Here is an 18023-nt window from a genome sequence, read left to right as displayed (position 1 = left end):
TCGAACGCAACTGCATGGGTCAACGGATTCGGCGCGGCTTACTGGCCGCAGTCTCCGCGAGTCTCCTAGCGGCTGGTCTGCTGGTAGGACCATCAGTCCTGGCTGGCGACAAGGCCATCCCGACGGCGTCGGCCGCCTGTCCCCAGGTCCAGGTGGTCTTTGCCCGCGGCCGTCTGGAGTCACCCGGCGTCGGGGTGCTCGGAAATGCGTTCGTCAGCGCGCTCCGCAAAAAGGTGAACAAGAACATCGATGTGTATGCGGTGCGCTATCCCGCCGACAACGAGATCGACGTCGGCGCCAACGATATGAGCGCGCACATCCAGAGCATCGCCAACACCTGCCCCGACACCCGCCTGGTACTCGGCGGTTACTCTCTGGGTGCCGCGGTCACCGACGTGGTCCTTGCGCTTCCGTTCGCGTTCTTCGGCTTCGACAATCCCTTGCCGGCGGATATGGAGCCGAAGATCGCTGCCGTCGCTCTCTTCGGCAACGGCTCGGCCTGGGCGGGGCCGATCACGAATTTCAACCCGACCTACTCCGAGCGAACCATCGAGTTGTGCCACGGTGCCGATCCGATCTGCAACCCGGCGGATCCCAATACGTGGGAGCAGAACTGGGTTGACCATGCGGCGAAGGCATACATAGACGCCGGCATGGTGAACCAGGCCGCCGACTTCGTCGCAGGCCGGCTGAACTAGTCGAAGCGGCGCACGTCGCGGGTCACCGCGATGCGCGCCTCGAGTTGGTGGTCGGGCGGATAGTCGACGCCGACGAGCGTCAGGCCTCGCGCCGGTGCGGCTGCGAAATCGCTGGAGCGACGTGACGCGTCCAACAAGCCTGCACACCAAGCCGGTTCGCGACGGCCCTCACCCACTGCGAGTAGGGCGCCGACGAGCGAGCGCACCATCGACCAGCAGAACGCGTCGGCGGTGACATGGGCGGTGACGAGATCGCCGGACTTCGACCAGTCCAGCCGTTGCAGGTCCCGGATCGTGGTGGCTCCCTCGCGGTATCGGCAGAACGCCGCGAAGTCGTGCAGCCCGATGAGTTCCCGCGAAGCGACCGTCATCGCCTCGACGTCCAGCGGACGCGGCCACGCGGTCACATACCGGGCATCCTGCGGATCGACGCCGTAGGGGGCGGTGGACAACCGGTACTCGTAATGACGTCGCAGGGCCGAGAACCGGGCGTCGAAACCCTTTGGCGCCCGGACGATATCGGTCACCCTGACATCGGGCGGCAGTAGCCGCGACAGCCGTCGGACCAACGGTAAGAACTCCGGAACCGCTTCGGCGGCGACATTCGCTCGGGCGTCGGGATCCTTCTTCCCCCGCGGGTAGGCGTGCGGGATCGCGTCGGCAGGCACATCGACGTGGGCCACCTGCGCAGTCGCGTGCACGCCGGTGTCGGTACGTCCGGCTGCGCGCAGCTGCACAGGGGTGCGGAACACCGTCGTCAGCGCCTCGTCGAGCACACCGGCCACGGTGCGCTGTCCCGCCTGCACCGCCCAGCCGGCGAACTCTGTTCCGTCATAGGCGATGTCGAGGCGAAGACGAATCACCGGACGCGACGAGATACGAACAAGCCCGCCACCGGAATCGATGGCGGGCTCATTCGTCATGTCACTAGGACTTGTCGGCATCCTCGGAGTCAGCCTCGTCGGCGTCAGCGTCGGTCGCCTCTGCCGTCTGAGCGTCGGCGATCGCCTCGTCCTCGGCCTTCGCCTCCTCGACCGAGGTCTCGTCGGAAGCCTTCGCCTCCTCGACCGAGGTCTCGTCGGAAGCCTCTGCCCCCTCGACCGATTCCTCGGCGTCCGGTCCGACAGCTTCCTCGGGCTCAACCGCCGCTTGCGGCGCCGCGGCGGCCGCAACGGGCGCAGCCTTCTTCGCCGCACCCGCGCGACGCGCACGGTTGGCCTCGGACGTCACCGTCTTCTCCCGCACCAGCTCGATGACGGCCATCGGGGCGTTGTCGCCCTGACGTGCCTCCACCTTGATGATGCGGGTGTAGCCGCCGGCGCGGTCGGCATAGAACGGCCCGATCTCGGCGAACAGGGTGTGCACCACATCCTTGTCCCGGATCTTCTTGAGCACCTCACGCCGGTTGTGCAGCGTGCCCTTCTTGGCGTGGGTGATCAGCTTCTCCGCGTACGGCCGCAGCGCCCGCGCCTTTGGCTCGGTGGTCTTGATCCTGCCGTGCTCGAAAAGCGATGTGGCCAGGTTGGCCAGCAGCGCCTTCTGGTGCGAGGACGACCCGCCGAGGCGACGGCCCTTGGTGGGCTTGGGCATTGGTGACTCCTTGTATTACGGCCGAGTTGGCTAACTCGGTCTAGAGCTGTTCGGTTTCGGCGAAGTCCTGATCGTTGTCCAGCTCGTAGCTGGCGTCGCTGTTCCACGTGCCGGTGGCGACGTCGTAGCCTGCGACCTCGGACGGATCGAACGTGGCCGGGCTGTCCTTCAGCGAGAGACCGAGCTGGTGCAGCTTGATCTTCACCTCGTCGATGGACTTCTGGCCGAAGTTGCGGATGTCCAGCAGATCGGACTCCGTGCGGGCGACGAGCTCGCCCACCGTGTGCACACCCTCGCGCTTGAGGCAGTTGTACGACCGGACCGTGAGGTCCAGGTCGTCGATCGGCAGTGCGAACGATGCGATGTGGTCCGCCTCGGCGGGCGATGGGCCGATCTCGATGCCCTCGGCCTCGACGTTGAGTTCGTGTGCCAGACCGAACAATTCGACCAGCGTCTTGCCCGCCGACGCCAGCGCGTCACGAGCGGTGATCGAACTCTTGGTCTCGACGTCCAGAATGAGCTTGTCGAAGTCGGTGCGCTGCTCGACGCGGGTGGCCTCCACCTTGTAGGTGACCTTCAGCACCGGCGAGTAGATGGAATCGACCGGGATGCGGCCGATTTCGGCGCCCGACGCCTTGTTCTGCACGGCGGGGACGTAGCCGCGGCCGCGCTCGACGACGAGCTCGACCTCCAGCTTGCCCTTGTCGTTGAGGGTAGCGATGTGCATCTCGGGGTTGTGCACCGTCACGCCGGCCGGCGGCACGATGTCACCCGCGGTGACCGCACCGGGGCCCTGCTTGCGCAGGTACATGGTGACCGGCTCGTCCTCCTCGGAGGACACAACCAGACCCTTGAGGTTCAGGATGATGTCGGTGACGTCTTCCTTCACCCCGGGAACGGTGGTGAACTCGTGCAGCACGCCGTCGATGCGGATGCTGGTGACCGCTGCGCCGGGAATCGACGACAGCAGCGTGCGCCGAAGCGAATTGCCAAGGGTGTAGCCGAATCCGGGCTCCAACGGCTCGATGACGAACTGAGAGCGATCCTCGGCAAGGACCTCTTCGGACAGTGTGGGTCGCTGAGAAATCAGCATGGTATTTCTTTCCTCCTTCGCGACAACCTCTATTTGATGTCGCGTATCCCAACCGCCATCCGGGCGGCTGGAAAGTCTTTACTTCGAGTAGAGCTCGACGATCAGCTGCTCGGTGAGCGGGACGTCGATCTGTGCACGCTCCGGCAGCTGATGCACCAGGATGCGCTGACGCTCGCCGACGACCTGCAGCCAGCCCGGAATCGGGCGCTCACCCGCGGTCTGACGAGAGATCTCGAACGGCAGCGTGTTGATCGACTTGTCCTTGACGTCGATGATGTCGTACTGCGACACCCGGAAGCTCGGGACGTCGACCTTGACACCGTTGACGGTGAAGTGACCGTGGCTGACCAGCTGGCGGGCCATCCGGCGGGTACGCGCCAGGCCGGCGCGGTACACAACGTTGTCGAGCCGGCTCTCCAGGATGCGCAGCAGGTTGTCACCGGTCTTGCCCGGCAGGCGGTTCGCCTCCTCGTAGTAGCGGCGGAACTGCTTCTCCATCACGCCGTAGGAGAAGCGGGCCTTCTGCTTCTCCTGCAGCTGCTGGCGGTATTCGCTCTCCTTGATCCGCGCACGGCCGTGCTGGCCGGGCGGGTAGGGGCGCTTTTCGAACGCTTGATCGCCGCCGACCAGGTCGACGCCGAGGCGGCGCGACTTGCGGGTTGCGGGTCCGGTGTAACGAGCCATGAGTACTTATCCTCCCTAGACCCGGCGCCGCTTGGGCGGACGGCAGCCGTTGTGCGGCTGCGGGGTGACATCGGAAATGGCGCCGACCTCGAGGCCGGCGGCCTGCAGTGACCGGATCGCGGTCTCGCGGCCCGAACCCGGGCCCTTGACGAACACGTCGACCTTCTTGACGCCGTGTTCCTGCGCCTTGCGCGCCGCGTTCTCGGCGGCCAGCTGCGCGGCGAACGGTGTCGACTTACGCGACCCCTTGAAACCGACATGGCCCGATGACGCCCAGGCGATGACGTTGCCCTGCGGATCGGTGATCGACACGATCGTGTTGTTGAAAGTGCTCTTGATGTGCGCTGCGCCGTGCGGGACGTTCTTCTTTTCCCTGCGACGGGTCTTCTGACCCTTACGAGACGATGCGCCCTGGGCTGCCTTTTTAGCGGGTGGCATTTACTTACCTGGCCTTCTTCTTGCCGGCGATGGTGCGCTTGGGGCCCTTGCGGGTGCGCGCATTGGTCTTGGTCCGCTGGCCACGCACCGGCAGGCCCCGGCGATGCCGTATGCCCTGGTAGCAGCCGATCTCGATCTTGCGGCGGATATCGGCCTGCACCTCGCGGCGCAGATCGCCCTCCACCTTGAGGTTGCCCTCGATGTAGTCGCGCAGCTGGGTCACCTGATCGTCGGACAGGTCCTTGGTGCGCAGCTCCCGGCTGATGCCGGTGGCTTCCAGGATCTCCTGGGAGCGCGTACGGCCAATGCCGTAGATGTACGTCAGCGCGATCTCCATGCGCTTGTCGCGCGGGAGGTCGACGCCTAAAAGTCGAGCCATTAGGCAGTGTTCCTTCTCTATGCGGAGGTCTGTTCCCAGTCCGTTCCTCCGACCAGGCCTCGGCGTGGAGCCGACATCTATGTCGCAGGGTCCGGCCTCCGTGCCGGGCGTTGGATGATGCTCTTCGCGTGAGCGCTCATCGCTGACGAGCGGCCTATCCGCTCAGTGGTGCTGGGAGGTCATCATTCAGTTGTGGTGCGGGGCTTCGGCGAGTTGCTCCTCGCGCAAGCGCCGGTGGCGCTCAGCCCTGTCGCTGCTTGTGACGCGGATCGGAGCAGATCACCATGACCCGCCCATGCCGACGGATCACCCTGCACTTATCGCAAATGGGCTTGACGCTCGGGTTCACCTTCACGGCTTGTCGATCCTGTTCTTGTCTTAAGTGATGTCGGGCTGACTACTTGTACCGATAAACGATGCGGCCCCGGGACAGGTCGTAGGGAGACAACTCCACCACCACGCGGTCCTCGGGCAGGATGCGGATGTAGTGCTGCCGCATCTTGCCGCTGATGTGGGCGAGCACCTTGTGTCCGTTCTCCAGCTCAATGCGGAACATCGCATTGGGCAGGGGTTCGACCACGCGGCCCTCGACCTCGATGGCACCGTCTTTCTTGGCCATTGTTGTTCGGAGATCCTCCGTGTCCTTCTGGTTCTTTGGCGCCTGGCGGCGCAGAATTCGTTCCGACTACAAAACGTGAGCCGGTAGCTAGAAATTCCAGAACTGGGGCACGCAAGAGCCGGCGCGTATACCGCACCGTTGGTCCATACTACCTGCTCGACGGCGTGCCCCAAAATCGCCGAACGGCCACCTCAGCGCTGTCTTGTCGACCTCATATTACCTGGACAACCGGCGCATAATTGATCGCGATGACGCGATCCAGTGTGGAGCCACGTAAACCTGCCGTCCTCACCGTCGATGACGACCCCGCAGTATCGCGGGCGGTCGCCCGCGACCTCCGCCGACACTACGGCGAGCGGTACCGCATAGTGCGCGCCGAGTCCGGGGCCGACGCGATCGACACGCTGAAGGAACTCAAGCTGCGCGGTGACACTGTGGCTGTCTTCGTCGCCGATTACCGCATGCCCCAGATGAGCGGCATCGAGTTTCTCGAGAAGGCGATGGACTTCTTCCCGCTGGCGCGGCGGGTGCTGCTGACCGCCTACGCGGACACCCACGCCGCCATCGATGCCATCAACGTCGTCGACCTCGACCACTACCTGCTCAAGCCGTGGGACCCGCCGGAGGAGAAGCTCTATCCGGTGATCGACGCCCTCCTCGAGGATTGGCGCGCGGTGGGCGATCGCGGGATGCCGTACACCAAGGTCATCGGTCACCGGTACAACGACCGGTCATGGGAGGTGCGGCAGTTTCTGGCGCGCAACGAGTACTCCTTCCGTGCAGTCAATGCCGACGAGCCGAAGGGGCAGCAACTGCTCGAGGCCGCAGGAATCGACGGCAGCAGGCTTCCGGTCGTCATCACCGAGAAGGGCGAGACTCTGGTCGATCCGACGGACGTCGAGCTGGCAACGCTGCTCGGCCTGTCGACCAGCCCGCAATTGCAGATGTACGACCTCGCGGTGATCGGCGGCGGTCCGGCCGGGCTCGCCGCGGCGGTGTACGGCGCATCGGAGGGACTCGAGACGGTGCTGATCGAGCGGACCTCCACCGGCGGGCAGGCGGGGCGCAGTTCGAAGATCGAGAACTACCTCGGCTTCCCGTTGGGCGTCTCCGGCGCCGAGCTGACCACGTCGGCGCGCCGCCAGGCCGAGAAGTTCGGCGCCGAGGTCATCACCACTCAGGAGGCGGGCAAGCTCGAGGTGAACGGCGTCGGCGCCGCCCATTCGATCCGCCTCAACGACGACAAAACCATCGGCGCGCGCGCCGTCATCCTTGCCACCGGCGTCGAGTACCGCCAGCTCCAGATCACCGGATGCTGGGACGATCCCGACGACTCGGCGTGCAACTACATCGGCCGCGGCGTTTATTACGGGGCGTCGGTGTCGGACAACACCGAATGCGCCGGCGAGGACGTCTACATCGTCGGTGGTGCGAACTCGGCGGGTCAGGCCGCCATGTACATGTCGCAGACCGCCAAGTCGGTCACGATGCTGATCCGCGGCCCGTCGCTGGAGGCCGGCATGTCGCAGTACCTGGTCGATCGCATCCTCAAGACTCCGAACATCACGGTCCGGACCTGCACCGAAGTCGTCGACACCGTCGCGGCGGACGGCCACCTGTCCGGTTTGGTCCTCCTCGACAAGCGGACGGATGAAACAGAGACGGTGTCATGCGACCGGATGTGCTGCTTCATCGGCGCGACGCCGCGCACCGACTGGTTGGAGGAAGCGGGAGTAGCCCGCGACGACTACGGCTTCATCCTGTCCGGTCCGGACGTGATGAAGGTCAGCGGATGGATGCTGGACCGCCCGCCTCACCACCTGGAAACAAGTGTGCCGGGTGTGTTTGTTGCAGGAGATGTGCGCTCGGAGTCCGCGAAGAGGGTGGCGGCCGCCGTCGGCGAAGGGTCGATGGCAGTGATGCTGGTGCACAGGTATCTGGCGGAAGCCTAGAGAGGACCACCATGGGCGACGAATGCGTCCGCGACGAGCTTCGGACCTTGTTCCTGTTCGAGGACTTGTCCGACGAGCAGCTCGACATGCTGTGCGCTTACGGTCATATCGAGACGTTCCCCGCCGGTCCGCTGTGCCTCGAGGGCGAGCCTGCGAGCTGCTTCTATGTGATGATCGACGGCGAACTGATCATGTCGAAGCGCTCCGGCGGCGTGGACATCCAGACCGGTCGCACGTCGCAGCGCGGCGTGTATTTCGGCGCCTGGTCGGCATACGTCCCCGGCGAAGAGCACATCTACGAGGCCTCCGTACGCCTGACGAAGCCATCTCGCTGCTTTGTCCTCGACGCCGACGCCTTCGCGCGGTTCATGCAGTCGCAGTTCCCCATGGCCGTGCACCTGCTCGAGGGCCACAAGGTGGGCGGCAGGCGGCAGAGCCAGATCATCGGCCAGCGCGAGAAGCTGCTGGCTCTGGGCACCATCACCGCCGGGCTGACCCATCAGCTCAACAATCCCGCTGCTGCGACTGCGCGCGCGGTGGCCGATCTCCGCGAGGGTGTCGGCCACATGCGGCACAAGCTGGCGATGGTGGCCGAGGCCAAGTTCACGCCCGAGGCACTGCGCGTTCTGGTGAACATCCAGGACCAGGTCGCTGAACAGGTGGCCAAGAACACGGACGTGGAACTCACCGCTCTCGAGGCGTCCGACCGCGAGGACCAGATCGGTGACTGGCTCGAGGACCACGGGATCGCGGGCGCCTGGGACTATGCGCCGACGTTCGTGGAGGCCGGGCTGGACACCGACTGGCTGGAGCGCGTCTCGTCGTTGGTCGACGACGTCGACGCGACGGCCTCACTGCAGGGTGCGATCGGGTGGCTGAAGTACACCATCGACAACGAGCTTCGAATGAACGAGATCGCCGAGGCCAGCAAGCGCATCTCGGCGCTGCTCGCCGGCGCCAAGCAGTATTCGCAGATGGACCGCGGCGCCTACGGGAGCGCCGATGTCCACGAACTGCTGCGCAGCACGATCATGATGTTCGGCGACAAGATCGGGATGGAGGGCAAGGGCAGGCCCGTCACGCTGGTCAAGGACATGGACAAGACATTGCCTGAATTGCAGTGCTACCCCGGCGATCTCAACCAGGTGTGGACCAACATCATGGAAAACGCGATTCAGGCGATGGACGGTCGCGGCACCCTGACCATTCGCACCGCGCGCGAGAACGATCAAATGATTCGCGTCGAGATCTGCGACGACGGCCCCGGTATCCCCGAAGACGTCATCGACCGAATCTTCACTCCGTTCTTCACCACCAAGCCGTTCGGCAAGGGCACCGGACTCGGGTTGGATTTGGCGTGGCGCATCGTCGTCGAGAAGCACGGCGGGAACATCTCCGTGCAATCGAAGCCGGGCGACACGCGGTTCATCGTGTGCCTGCCCTTGGTGGCGCCGGCGCCGATGACACCGACACCCGGTGAGCTCTCGAAGGCCGGCACGGAATAGCTTGCGCCGCGTCGTAGGTTGGAGAAACCATGACGACTCCAAATCTCGGCACGTTCGGCGCGTTCGGTCACCATTCGATGTGGCAGCAACTGAGTCCTGAGCAACTGCGAGAAATCGAGGCTCTCGGCTACGGGGCCATCTGGGCGGGTGGCTCACCGGCGGCGGAACTGTCGTGGGTCGATCCCATCCTCGATCAGACCGACAACCTGAAGCTGGCCACCGGGATCGTCAACATCTGGACCGCTGAAGCGGGGCCGGTCGCGGAGTCGTTCCACCGCATCGAGAAGGCCCACCCTGGGCGCTTCCTGCTCGGCATCGGTGTCGGGCATCCCGAGGCGCATCAGCAGTACCGCAAACCGATCGATGCACTCACCGATTATCTGGACAAGCTCGACGAGTACGGCGTGCCCAAGAACAGCCGCGTGGTGGCCGCGCTCGGCCCCAAGGTGTTGAAGCTGTCGGCGGAACGCGCCGCGGGAGCGCATCCCTATCTCACGACACCGGAACACACCGCCGAAGCGCGCGGGCTGATCGGGGCAGAGGCGCTCCTCGCGCCCGAGCACAAGGCGGTGCTGACCACCGACCCGGAGAAGGCCCGCGCCGTCGGACGCAAGGCGCTCGAGATCTACCTCAACCTGGCCAACTACTTGAACAGCTGGAAGCGGCTGGGGTTCACCGATGAAGACGTGGCGAAGCCCGGAAGCGATCGGCTGGTCGACGCCCTCGTCGCCTACGGCACCCCCGACGAGATCGCCGCGCGGCTGAAGGAGCACATCACTGCCGGCGCAGACCATGTGGCGGTGCAGGTGCTGACCGGACCTGACAAGCTGGTCCCTGCGCTCGCCGAACTCGCCGGGCCGCTCGGCCTTTCGTTAGTCGACACACAGGGGGACCCGCAATGACCGACGCTGTTTCACTCAAGCCAGATCTCGGCCGATACGGAGTGTGGACCTTCGGGACCCCTAAACCCGAACAGGCCGTCGAGGTCGAAAAGCTCGGGTACGGCGCCCTCTGGATCGGCGGCTCCCCCGCGGGCAATCTCGAGTACGTCGAGCCGATTCTCGAGCAGACAGAGACGCTGCAGGTGGCGACCGGCATCGTCAACGTCTGGACGGCGCCCGCGGGTGAAGTCGCAGAGGCGTACCACCGGATCGAGAACGCCTACCCTGGCCGGTTCTTGCTGGGTGTCGGCATCGGCCACCCCGAGCACACCGACGAGTACCGCAAGCCCTACGACGTGCTGGTGGAATACCTTGACGCGCTGGACGCCGCCAAGGTGCCGACCAGCAGACGCGTGGTGGCGGCCCTGGGGCCGAAGGTGCTCAAGCTGGCGGCGCAGCGCAGCGCAGGTGCCCACCCATATCTGACGACACCGGAGCACACCGGTTCGGCCCGCGAATTGGTCGGTCCCACCGTGTTTTTGGCGCCCGAGCACAAGGTCGTGCTGACCAACGATGCGGACGAGGGACGCGAGGTCGGCCGGCAGGCCGTCGATTTTTACCTGAACCTGAGCAACTACCTCAACAACTGGAAGCGGCTCGGCTTCACCGACAAGGATGTGGCGAAGCCCGGCAGCGACCGGCTGATCGACTCGGTGGTCGCCTACGGCAGTGCCGACGACATCGCCAAGCGTCTCAACGAGCACTTGGAGGCAGGGGCCGACCACGTGACGATCCAGGTGCTCGGCGGCTGGGACAAGCTGCTGCCGACACTGAAGGAGCTGGCCGGGCCGCTGGGGCTGAAGGGCTAGAACTTCGCGGACCGTTACGGTAGTTCCATGCGGTTGCTGGTCACCGGAGGCGCGGGGTTCATTGGCGCCAATTTCGTGCACAGCGTGGCGGGTGAGCACGCGGTGACGGTGCTCGACGCACTGACGTATTCCGGCAGCCGCGAGTCGCTGGCGCCAGTCGAGGACGACATCGAACTGATTCAGGGCGACATCGCCGACGCCGAGTTGATGACGAAGCTCGTCGCGCAGACCGATGCCGTCGTGCACTTCGCAGCCGAGACCCACGTCGACAACTCGCTGGCCGACCCTGCGCCGTTTCTGCATTCCAATGTGATCGGCACCTACACGGTTTTGGAGGCGGTGCGCCGGCACGGGGTGCGGCTGCATCACATCTCGACCGACGAGGTCTACGGGGATCTCGAACTGGACGAACCTCGCCGCTTCACCGAAGGCACGCCGTACAACCCGTCCAGCCCGTACTCGTCGACCAAGGCAGCCGCCGACATGCTGGTGCGAGCGTGGGTGCGCTCCTACGGTGTACGGGCGACGATCTCCAACTGCTCCAACAATTACGGCCCCTATCAGCACGTCGAGAAGTTCATTCCGCGGCAGATCACCAACGTGCTGACCGGCAGGCGACCCAAGCTGTACGGCAACGGCCACAACGTACGTGACTGGATTCACGTCGACGACCACAACGGCGCGGTGTGGAGGGTCCTGCAGGATGGCCAAATAGGTCGCACGTACCTGATCGGATCCGAGGGCGAACGGGACAACTTGTCGGTGATGCGAACGATTCTGGCGTTGATGGACCGTGATCCCGACGACTTCGACCACGTCGTCGACCGCGTCGGCCACGACTTGCGGTACGCGATCGATCCGTCGGCGCTGCGCGACGAACTCGGGTGGGAGCCCAAGCACACCGAATTCGAAGACGGCTTGCGCGCGACCATCGAGTGGTATCGCGACAACGAATCCTGGTGGCGGCCAATAAAAGACGGCGTCGAGGACACATATCAGAACCGTGGTCAGTAACGTGGAGGCACGCGAGCTCGCCGTTCCCGGCGCATGGGAGATCACGCCGAAGCAGCACACCGACGATCGCGGCGTCTTCTTCGAGTGGTTCACCGATACCGGATTTCGCGCATTCGCCGGACATCGCCTGGATCTGCGTCAGGCCAATTGCTCGGTCTCGGCGGCCGGCGTGCTCCGTGGTCTACACTTCGCGCAGTTGCCCCCGAGCCAGGCCAAGTACGTCACCTGCGTACGCGGAGCGGTGTTCGACGTCGCTGTCGACATTCGTGTCGGCTCACCCACTTTCGGGCAGTGGGACTCAGTGCTGCTCGACGACCGCGACCGCCGCTCGATTTACCTCAGCGAGGGCCTGGCGCACGGTTTTCTTGCCCTGCAGGACGACTCGACGGTGATGTACATGTGCTCAGCCGGATACGACCCGGACCGCGAGCACACCATCCGGGCTACCGACCCCGCCCTTGCCATTGACTGGCCCGGCACGGGCAATGTGCTGTCGGACCGAGACGCCGAGGCGCCGACGCTCGAAGAGGTCAAGGCCGCGGGCCTCCTCCCGACGTGGGACGACACTCGGGCGTTTGTCGAGGAGCTCCGCCGCCGCGACTCCTGAGCGCCGAGACTGCACAGATCGCTCCCGTCGCAGTTCGCCGAGTCCACCGTGCCGATTCCGAGGAAAACTCTGCGACTCGGAATTCAACCGAGGACATTCAACTTGTAGGAGTGTGCGGGCCGTCAGGCCTGTCGTGCCCTTTCAACCAGGAGCCTCCTATGGACGTCGGCATTCACGTGCCAATCTTCGATATCGACGGCGGCACCACATCCATCGCCGGTGAACTTGCCAGGGTCGGCGCCGCCGTCGAGGCCTCCGGTGCCAACTGGCTGTCCTTCATGGACCACTTCTTTCAAATCGAGCCGACGGGTCTGCCCGCAGAGTCGAACATGCTCGAGGGCTACACGACGCTGGGATTCCTCGCCGCTCATACTTCGACCGTCAGCCTCGGCTTGCTGGTCACCGGCGTGACCTACCGCCATCCCGGCATCCTCGCCAAGACGGTCACCACCTTGGACGTGCTGTCGGGCGGTCGCGCGGTCCTTGGCCTCGGCGCCGCATGGTTCGAGCGTGAGCACCGCGGGCTCGGCGTGCCGTACCCGCCGTTGGCCGAACGCTTCGAACGGCTCGAAGAGGCGCTGCAGATCTGCGATCAGATGTGGGATCCGAACAACAACGGCCCCTACACCGGCCGGCACTATCAATTGGCGGAGACGCTGTGTTCGCCGCAGCCGATCAATCGACCCAAGGTGATGATCGGCGGCAGCGGTGAGCGCAAGACGCTGCGGCTGGTGGCCCAGTATGGCGATGCGTGCAATCTGTTCGCCAGCTCGCCCGAGGAGGTTGAGCACAAGCTCAACGTTCTGCGGCGGCACTGCGACGACGTCGGCCGCGATTACGCCGAAATCCGCAAGACGGTGATGGCCAACAATCCTCGGCATACTCCCGAGACGCGCGACGCATTCGTCGCTCAGATGGCCGACTACGCGAAACTGGGAGTGCAGACCGCGATCACGATGACGACCAGCGGCTCCCCGGCTGCCTGGATCGACGGCATGGCGCCCGCCTTCCAGCAGCTCGTCGGGCTCGGGTAACGGCTTTATCGGCGGGCCCTTGCGCAGCACCCCTCGGCGTTACTAGGATATCCTAGTATTCGAATTTCTTGCCGGAGGGCACGGTCATGACCACACAGATTCCACACTTCATCGAGGGGCGACGCAGCAACCTGGCGTCGACCCGAACCGCCGACGTGATGAACCCAAGCACCGGCGAAGTACAGGCTCAGGTGCTCCTGGCGTCGGCCGCCGACGTCGACACCGCGGTGGCCTCGGCCGTCGAGGCTCAAAAGAAATGGGGCGCCTGGAATCCCCAGCGCCGGGCACGCGTGATGATGAAGTTCGTCGAGCTGGTCAACACCAATGTCGACGAGCTGGCCGAACTGCTCTCAATGGAGCACGGCAAAACGGTTCCCGACTCCAAGGGCGACATCCAGCGCGGTATCGAGGTCATCGAGTTCGCGATCGGCATCCCGCACCTGCTGAAGGGCGAGTTCACCGAGGGCGCCGGCACCGGCATCAACGTGTACTCGCTCCGCCAGCCGCTCGGGGTGGTCGCCGGCATTACCCCGTTCAACTTCCCCGCGATGATTCCGCTGTGGAAGGCCGGGCCCGCCCTCGCATGCGGCAACGCGTTCATCCTCAAGCCGTCCGAGCGCGACCCGTCCGTCCCGCTACGGCTCGCGGAACTCTTCGTCGAGGCCGGTCTGCCGCCAGGAGTGTTCCAGGTGGTGCAGGGCGATAAGGAAGCCGTCGACGCGATACTCGAGCATCCCGACATCCAGGCCGTCGGCTTCGTCGGCAGCTCCGACATCGCGCAGTACATCTACTCGAACGCCGCGGCGAACGGAAAACGCGCACAGTGCTTCGGCGGTGCGAAGAACCACATGATCGTGATGCCCGACGCCGACCTCGATCAGGCCGTCGATGCGCTGATCGGTGCCGGCTACGGCAGTGCCGGCGAGCGGTGCATGGCCATCAGCGTCGCGGTGCCCGTGGGCGAAGAGACGGCAAACCGGTTGCGCGCCAGGCTCGTCGAACGCATCAATGCGCTGCGTGTCGGCCACAGCCTTGACCCAAAGGCAGATTACGGTCCCCTGGTCACCGAAGCGGCCCTCAAGCGCGTGCGCGACTACATCGCCCAGGGCGTGGAAGCCGGCGCGGAGGCCGTGGTCGACGGACGCGAACGCGCCACTGACGAGCTGACTTTCGATGAAGCCGACCTGTCGAAGGGTTACTTCATCGGGCCAACGCTGTTCGATCACGTCACCTCCGACATGTCGATCTACACCGACGAGATCTTCGGGCCGGTGTTGTGCATGGTGCGCGCCAAAGACTACGACGAAGCCCTGCGCCTCCCCTCCGAACATGAGTACGGCAACGGCGTCGCGGTTTTCACCCGCGACGGCGACACCGCGCGTGACTTCGTGTCGCGGGTGCAGGTCGGCATGGTCGGCGTCAACGTCCCGATCCCCGTTCCGGTGGCCTACCACACGTTCGGCGGCTGGAAGCGGTCCGGCTTCGGAGACCTGAACCAACACGGGCCCGCATCGATCATCTTCTACACGAAGGTGAAGACGGTGACCGAGCGGTGGCCCTCCGGCATCAAGGATGGCGCCGAGTTCGTCATCCCGACCATGAAATAGAGCTGAAGTAGTCCACATGGATTTCTTCGGTCTGGACGACGACGAACGCGTCATCGCCGAGACGGCGGCGGCGTTCGCCGAGAAGCGTCTTGCCCCAAATGCGTTGCAGTGGGACAAGTCGCATCACTTCCCGGTCGAGGAGCTCCGTGAGGCTGCGGAGCTGGGCATGGCGGCGATCTACTGCGGCGAAGACGCCGGCGGCAGCGGTCTGCGTCGCATCGACGCCGTCCGGATCTTCGAGCAACTGGCCGCCGCCGATCCCACCGTCGCGGCGTTCCTGTCGATCCACAACATGTGCGCGTGGATGGTGGACACCTACGGCACACACGAACAACGCAAATCGTGGGTGCCGAAGCTCGCGTCGATGGAAGCCATCGCCAGCTACTGCCTGACCGAACCCGGCGCCGGATCGGACGCCGGCGCGCTGCGCACGAAGGCCGTACGTGACGGCGACCATTACGTGCTCGACGGCGTCAAGCAGTTCATCTCCGGGGCCGGCGCGTCCGACGTGTACATCGTGATGGCCAGAACCGGCGACCCCGAGACCAAGCCGGGCCCACGCGGCATCTCGGCTTTCATCGTCGAAAAGGGCACTCCCGGGCTCAGTTTCGGCGCCGACGAGGAGAAGATGGGCTGGCACGCCCAGCCGACCGCGCAGGTCGTCTTCGAGGGCGCCCGGATCCCGGCAGATGCGATGCTCGGCGGTGCCGAGGGTGAAGGCACCGGCTTCTCGATCGCGATGAACGGACTCAACGGCGGCCGAATCAACATTGCGGCGTGCTCGCTCGGCGGTGCCCAGGCCGCCTACGACAAGGCGGCCGGCTACCTGGCCGACCGGCAGGCATTCGGTGGTCCGCTGCTGGACGAGCCGACGATCCGGTTCACGCTGGCCGACATGGCCACCGCACTGGAGACGTCGCGAACAATCTTGTGGCGTGCGGCAACCGCGCTTGACAGCAACCACCACGACAAGGTGGAACTGTGCGCGATGGCCAAGCGGTACGTCACCGACACCTGCTTCGACGTCGCCGATCAGGCGTTGCAAATGCATGGCGGCTATGGCTATCTCACCGAGTACGGACTCGAGAAGATCGTCCGCGATCTGCGGGTGCATCGAATCCTTGAAGGAACCAACGAAATCATGCGCGTGGTCATCGGTCGGGCTGCGGCGGGCCGAGCCCGCGATTCAGCAGCAGCCGCCCGTGCCCGCGCCTCTTAACCGGGAGGGTCAATGACCAGCATCGCGTTCTTGGGACTTGGCAACATGGGCGGACCGATGGCGGCCAACCTCGCCGCCGCCGGCCACACCGTGCACGGTTACGACCCGGTGCCTGCGCTGAAGTCGGCGGCAGAGGAGAAGGGTGTCACGGTGTTCGACACCGGCGCGACGGCGGTCGCTGACGCCGACGTCGTGATCACGTCACTGCCGAACGGCGCGGTCGTCATGGCCTGCTATGACGAGGTGCTGCCCGCGGCGAAGGACGGTGCCCTGTTCATCGACACGTCTACCATATCGGTCGCCGACGCCCGCGAAATCCACCAGCAAGCGGTGGACCGCGGTTTCGCGCAACTCGACGCTCCGGTATCCGGTGGCGTCAAGGGCGCCACCGCGGGCACGCTTGCGTTCATGGTCGGCGGTGAGGATGAAGCCGTCGGACGCGCGCGGCCGGTACTGGAGCCGTTGGCGGGCAAAATCATTCACTGCGGAGGCCCCGGCAATGGCCAAAGCGCCAAACTGTGCAACAACATGGTGCTCGCGGTTCAGCAGATCGCGGTCGGAGAGGCTTTCGTGCTGGCCGAGAAGCTCGGCCTGTCCGCGCAGTCGCTCTTCGATGTGATGACAGGCGCCACCGGCAACTGCTGGTCGGTGCACACCAACTGCCCGGTCCCCGGCCCGGTGCCGACATCGCCCGCCAACAACGACTTCAAACCGGGCTTCGCGACGGCGCTGATGAACAAGGATCTCGGTCTGGCGATGGACGCGGTCAACTCGACCGGCTCAGCCGCACCGCTGGGCACCCACGCAGCCGACATCTATGCAAAGTTCAACGCCGACCACGCCGACAAGGACTTCAGCGCGGTGATCGAACTGCTACGCGGTAACTGATTTTCCGACGGCCGAGCGCCACTGCCACGGCCCGTTCAATGCCGGGCCGTGGCAGACGGGGACGGGGAATTACTTGTTACACCCCTTGGTTGACGCGACCGAACTCAACCTGCTTGCCGTCATATGTACCGGTGCAAACCGTCACCGTGTCGTATTTGAGGACCCCGGGGTTTAGAACAGTGAAACTGTGGCTGGTGTTGGGTCCGATGTCGAAGTCCTCGTGGACTGACAACCCAAAGCCAACAGGGGTTGCGTCGTACGTGCAGCTACCGCCGATGCCCGCGTTGTTCTTGACAGTCACGGTCCAGTTCCCGAATGTCGGCTTATTGAAGGACACCGTGACGGCGTTCGTCGGTGGCGGACAGGTTTGGCCGGGGGGAACTTCCTTTTGCGGCCCACCTGGTGGACAAACTACGTTCGGCTCCACTGGCGGTAGCGCCTTTTTCTCCTCCGCGGGCGGGGTGCCCGCGCCCCCCGGCACACCCGGACCCACGGGCGGTGTGACCGTCGCGGGCCTGCCGAATATGATGCCGACCCAGTCGGTCTCGGTCGTTTCGTAGCGGGTGAAGCTCACGCCGAACTCGGTCCAGTAGCAATCGCTCAACGCGGGTCCCGCGCCTCTCTTGTAGGCATCGGTTGTTGCGGCGGCGATGGGATCACCCACACCGATGAAAGGCAGTACATCACCGCCGTACTGGGCCTTCTTCTGATCAATCGACGCTTGGGGCTCGGGGATGAACTGGCCCATTGCGAAACCGATGTCCTGGAGTGTCTGGTTGTATTTCAATGCCTGACAAGTCGTTGTGGCGCGGTCGCGGTTGACGATCCCTCTAAGGTTGGCGAGGTCGTCGGCGTGCGCCACCGGCGCCGTCAATGTCAGGGTCAGCGCGCAGCCAGCCACCAGGGTCGCGATGCGCGCAAATCGCTTTTTGGTCATGAGACCCCT

The 18023-nt window shown here is 65.0% G+C and carries 20 protein-coding genes; 11 read left to right on the top strand and 9 right to left on the bottom strand.

Translation table 11 applies throughout. The features are described from left to right. Window positions 1-14 precede the first annotated feature (14 nt). The gene (locus QOC76_RS05215; protein WP_526354923.1) at window positions 15-698 is read left to right on the top strand and encodes a cutinase family protein; all 684 of its coding nucleotides are present in this window, start codon (window positions 15-17) and stop codon (window positions 696-698) included. Here QOC76_RS05215 and truA read toward each other — a convergent pair. The 8 genes from truA to infA form a co-directional block, all read right to left on the bottom strand. After that, entirely contained in the window at window positions 695-1621 is a 927-nt protein-coding gene (gene truA, locus QOC76_RS05210) for a tRNA pseudouridine(38-40) synthase TruA (RefSeq protein ID WP_526354883.1), read from the bottom strand. The genes QOC76_RS05215 and truA overlap by 4 nt on opposite strands. 4 nt (window positions 1622-1625) lie before the next feature. Continuing rightward, entirely contained in the window at window positions 1626-2288 is a 663-nt protein-coding gene (rplQ, locus tag QOC76_RS05205; protein ID WP_526354881.1) for a 50S ribosomal protein L17, read from the bottom strand. 40 nt (window positions 2289-2328) lie between these two features. Beyond that, window positions 2329-3381 carry a DNA-directed RNA polymerase subunit alpha gene (locus QOC76_RS05200; RefSeq protein WP_526354879.1) on the bottom strand — a complete coding sequence of 351 codons (1053 nt, stop codon included), beginning with the start codon at window positions 3379-3381 and terminating at the stop codon, window positions 2329-2331. A gap of 78 nt (window positions 3382-3459) precedes the next feature. Beyond that, on the bottom strand, window positions 3460-4065 hold the full coding sequence (rpsD, locus tag QOC76_RS05195; RefSeq protein ID WP_526354877.1) for a 30S ribosomal protein S4: 606 nt from the start codon (window positions 4063-4065) through the stop codon (window positions 3460-3462). A gap of 15 nt (window positions 4066-4080) precedes the next feature. Then, window positions 4081-4503 carry a 30S ribosomal protein S11 gene (gene rpsK, locus QOC76_RS05190; protein WP_526354875.1) on the bottom strand — a complete coding sequence of 141 codons (423 nt, stop codon included), beginning with the start codon at window positions 4501-4503 and terminating at the stop codon, window positions 4081-4083. A 4-nt stretch (window positions 4504-4507) separates the two neighbouring features. Then, window positions 4508-4882 carry a 30S ribosomal protein S13 gene (gene rpsM, locus QOC76_RS05185; protein ID WP_526354873.1) on the bottom strand — a complete coding sequence of 125 codons (375 nt, stop codon included), beginning with the start codon at window positions 4880-4882 and terminating at the stop codon, window positions 4508-4510. 241 nt (window positions 4883-5123) lie between these two features. Further along, on the bottom strand, window positions 5124-5237 hold the full coding sequence (rpmJ, locus tag QOC76_RS05180) for a 50S ribosomal protein L36 (RefSeq protein WP_003879483.1): 114 nt from the start codon (window positions 5235-5237) through the stop codon (window positions 5124-5126). Window positions 5238-5279: 42 nt separating this feature from the next. Then, entirely contained in the window at window positions 5280-5501 is a 222-nt protein-coding gene (gene infA / locus QOC76_RS05175; protein ID WP_003418601.1) for a translation initiation factor IF-1, read from the bottom strand. Window positions 5502-5749: 248 nt separating this feature from the next. Here infA and QOC76_RS05170 point away from each other — a divergent pair, with 248 nt between their 5' ends. From QOC76_RS05170 to mmsB, 10 genes are all read left to right on the top strand, one after another. Next, complete coding sequence (locus QOC76_RS05170; protein WP_526354871.1) at window positions 5750-7453, top strand: NAD(P)/FAD-dependent oxidoreductase; 1704 nt, start codon at window positions 5750-5752, stop codon at window positions 7451-7453. Window positions 7454-7464: 11 nt separating this feature from the next. Then, window positions 7465-8958: an ATP-binding protein gene (locus QOC76_RS05165; protein ID WP_526354869.1), complete on the top strand. Its 1494-nt coding sequence runs from the start codon at window positions 7465-7467 to the stop codon at window positions 8956-8958. 29 nt (window positions 8959-8987) lie between these two features. Then, a complete protein-coding gene (locus QOC76_RS05160) occupies window positions 8988-9860 on the top strand; it encodes an LLM class F420-dependent oxidoreductase (protein WP_526354867.1) in 873 nt (290 codons plus the stop codon). Continuing rightward, window positions 9857-10708, top strand: a complete 852-nt coding sequence (locus QOC76_RS05155; RefSeq protein ID WP_526354865.1) for an LLM class F420-dependent oxidoreductase — start codon at window positions 9857-9859, stop codon at window positions 10706-10708. The genes QOC76_RS05160 and QOC76_RS05155 overlap by 4 nt, the downstream gene beginning before the upstream one ends. A gap of 27 nt (window positions 10709-10735) precedes the next feature. Continuing rightward, window positions 10736-11722: a dTDP-glucose 4,6-dehydratase gene (gene rfbB, locus QOC76_RS05150; protein WP_526354863.1), complete on the top strand. Its 987-nt coding sequence runs from the start codon at window positions 10736-10738 to the stop codon at window positions 11720-11722. 1 nt (window position 11723) lies between these two features. Beyond that, entirely contained in the window at window positions 11724-12329 is a 606-nt protein-coding gene (gene rfbC / locus QOC76_RS05145; protein ID WP_526354921.1) for a dTDP-4-dehydrorhamnose 3,5-epimerase, read from the top strand. 158 nt (window positions 12330-12487) lie between these two features. Beyond that, entirely contained in the window at window positions 12488-13363 is an 876-nt protein-coding gene (locus QOC76_RS05140) for an LLM class F420-dependent oxidoreductase (protein WP_526354861.1), read from the top strand. Window positions 13364-13449: 86 nt separating this feature from the next. After that, window positions 13450-14970, top strand: coding sequence for a CoA-acylating methylmalonate-semialdehyde dehydrogenase (locus tag QOC76_RS05135; protein ID WP_526354859.1), 1521 nt, complete (start codon window positions 13450-13452; stop codon window positions 14968-14970). Window positions 14971-14986: 16 nt separating this feature from the next. Beyond that, on the top strand, window positions 14987-16189 hold the full coding sequence (locus tag QOC76_RS05130) for an acyl-CoA dehydrogenase family protein (RefSeq protein ID WP_526354857.1): 1203 nt from the start codon (window positions 14987-14989) through the stop codon (window positions 16187-16189). Window positions 16190-16201: 12 nt separating this feature from the next. After that, entirely contained in the window at window positions 16202-17077 is an 876-nt protein-coding gene (gene mmsB, locus QOC76_RS05125; RefSeq protein ID WP_526354855.1) for a 3-hydroxyisobutyrate dehydrogenase, read from the top strand. A 76-nt stretch (window positions 17078-17153) separates the two neighbouring features. On the opposite strand, the gene QOC76_RS05120 is transcribed toward mmsB, so the two are convergent. Beyond that, window positions 17154-18014, bottom strand: a complete 861-nt coding sequence (locus QOC76_RS05120) for a hypothetical protein (RefSeq protein ID WP_526354853.1) — start codon at window positions 18012-18014, stop codon at window positions 17154-17156. Window positions 18015-18023 lie beyond the last annotated feature (9 nt).

Source organism: Mycobacterium sp. (genome assembly GCF_032159565.1).
In the GTDB taxonomy this organism is placed as follows: domain Bacteria; phylum Actinomycetota; class Actinomycetes; order Mycobacteriales; family Mycobacteriaceae; genus Mycobacterium.
Note: the sequence above shows the minus strand (reverse complement) of the source record. Positions and strands in the feature narration are given on the sequence as shown.

Coding starts and splice junctions, on each gene's coding strand:
- mmsB (WP_526354855.1), top strand. CDS start 16,202: ATGACCAGCATCGCGTTCTTGGGACTTGGCAACATGGGCGGACCGATG.
- rfbB (WP_526354863.1), top strand. CDS start 10,736: ATGCGGTTGCTGGTCACCGGAGGCGCGGGGTTCATTGGCGCCAATTTC.
- rplQ (WP_526354881.1), bottom strand. CDS start 2,288: ATGCCCAAGCCCACCAAGGGCCGTCGCCTCGGCGGGTCGTCCTCGCAC.
- QOC76_RS05140 (WP_526354861.1), top strand. CDS start 12,488: ATGGACGTCGGCATTCACGTGCCAATCTTCGATATCGACGGCGGCACC.
- QOC76_RS05200 (WP_526354879.1), bottom strand. CDS start 3,381: ATGCTGATTTCTCAGCGACCCACACTGTCCGAAGAGGTCCTTGCCGAG.
- QOC76_RS05120 (WP_526354853.1), bottom strand. CDS start 18,014: ATGACCAAAAAGCGATTTGCGCGCATCGCGACCCTGGTGGCTGGCTGC.
- QOC76_RS05215 (WP_526354923.1), top strand. CDS start 15: ATGGGTCAACGGATTCGGCGCGGCTTACTGGCCGCAGTCTCCGCGAGT.
- rpsK (WP_526354875.1), bottom strand. CDS start 4,503: ATGCCACCCGCTAAAAAGGCAGCCCAGGGCGCATCGTCTCGTAAGGGT.
- rpsD (WP_526354877.1), bottom strand. CDS start 4,065: ATGGCTCGTTACACCGGACCCGCAACCCGCAAGTCGCGCCGCCTCGGC.
- QOC76_RS05160 (WP_526354867.1), top strand. CDS start 8,988: ATGACGACTCCAAATCTCGGCACGTTCGGCGCGTTCGGTCACCATTCG.
- infA (WP_003418601.1), bottom strand. CDS start 5,501: ATGGCCAAGAAAGACGGTGCCATCGAGGTCGAGGGCCGCGTGGTCGAA.
- QOC76_RS05130 (WP_526354857.1), top strand. CDS start 14,987: ATGGATTTCTTCGGTCTGGACGACGACGAACGCGTCATCGCCGAGACG.
- QOC76_RS05135 (WP_526354859.1), top strand. CDS start 13,450: ATGACCACACAGATTCCACACTTCATCGAGGGGCGACGCAGCAACCTG.
- rpsM (WP_526354873.1), bottom strand. CDS start 4,882: ATGGCTCGACTTTTAGGCGTCGACCTCCCGCGCGACAAGCGCATGGAG.
- truA (WP_526354883.1), bottom strand. CDS start 1,621: ATGACGAATGAGCCCGCCATCGATTCCGGTGGCGGGCTTGTTCGTATC.
- QOC76_RS05155 (WP_526354865.1), top strand. CDS start 9,857: ATGACCGACGCTGTTTCACTCAAGCCAGATCTCGGCCGATACGGAGTG.
- QOC76_RS05170 (WP_526354871.1), top strand. CDS start 5,750: ATGACGCGATCCAGTGTGGAGCCACGTAAACCTGCCGTCCTCACCGTC.
- QOC76_RS05165 (WP_526354869.1), top strand. CDS start 7,465: ATGGGCGACGAATGCGTCCGCGACGAGCTTCGGACCTTGTTCCTGTTC.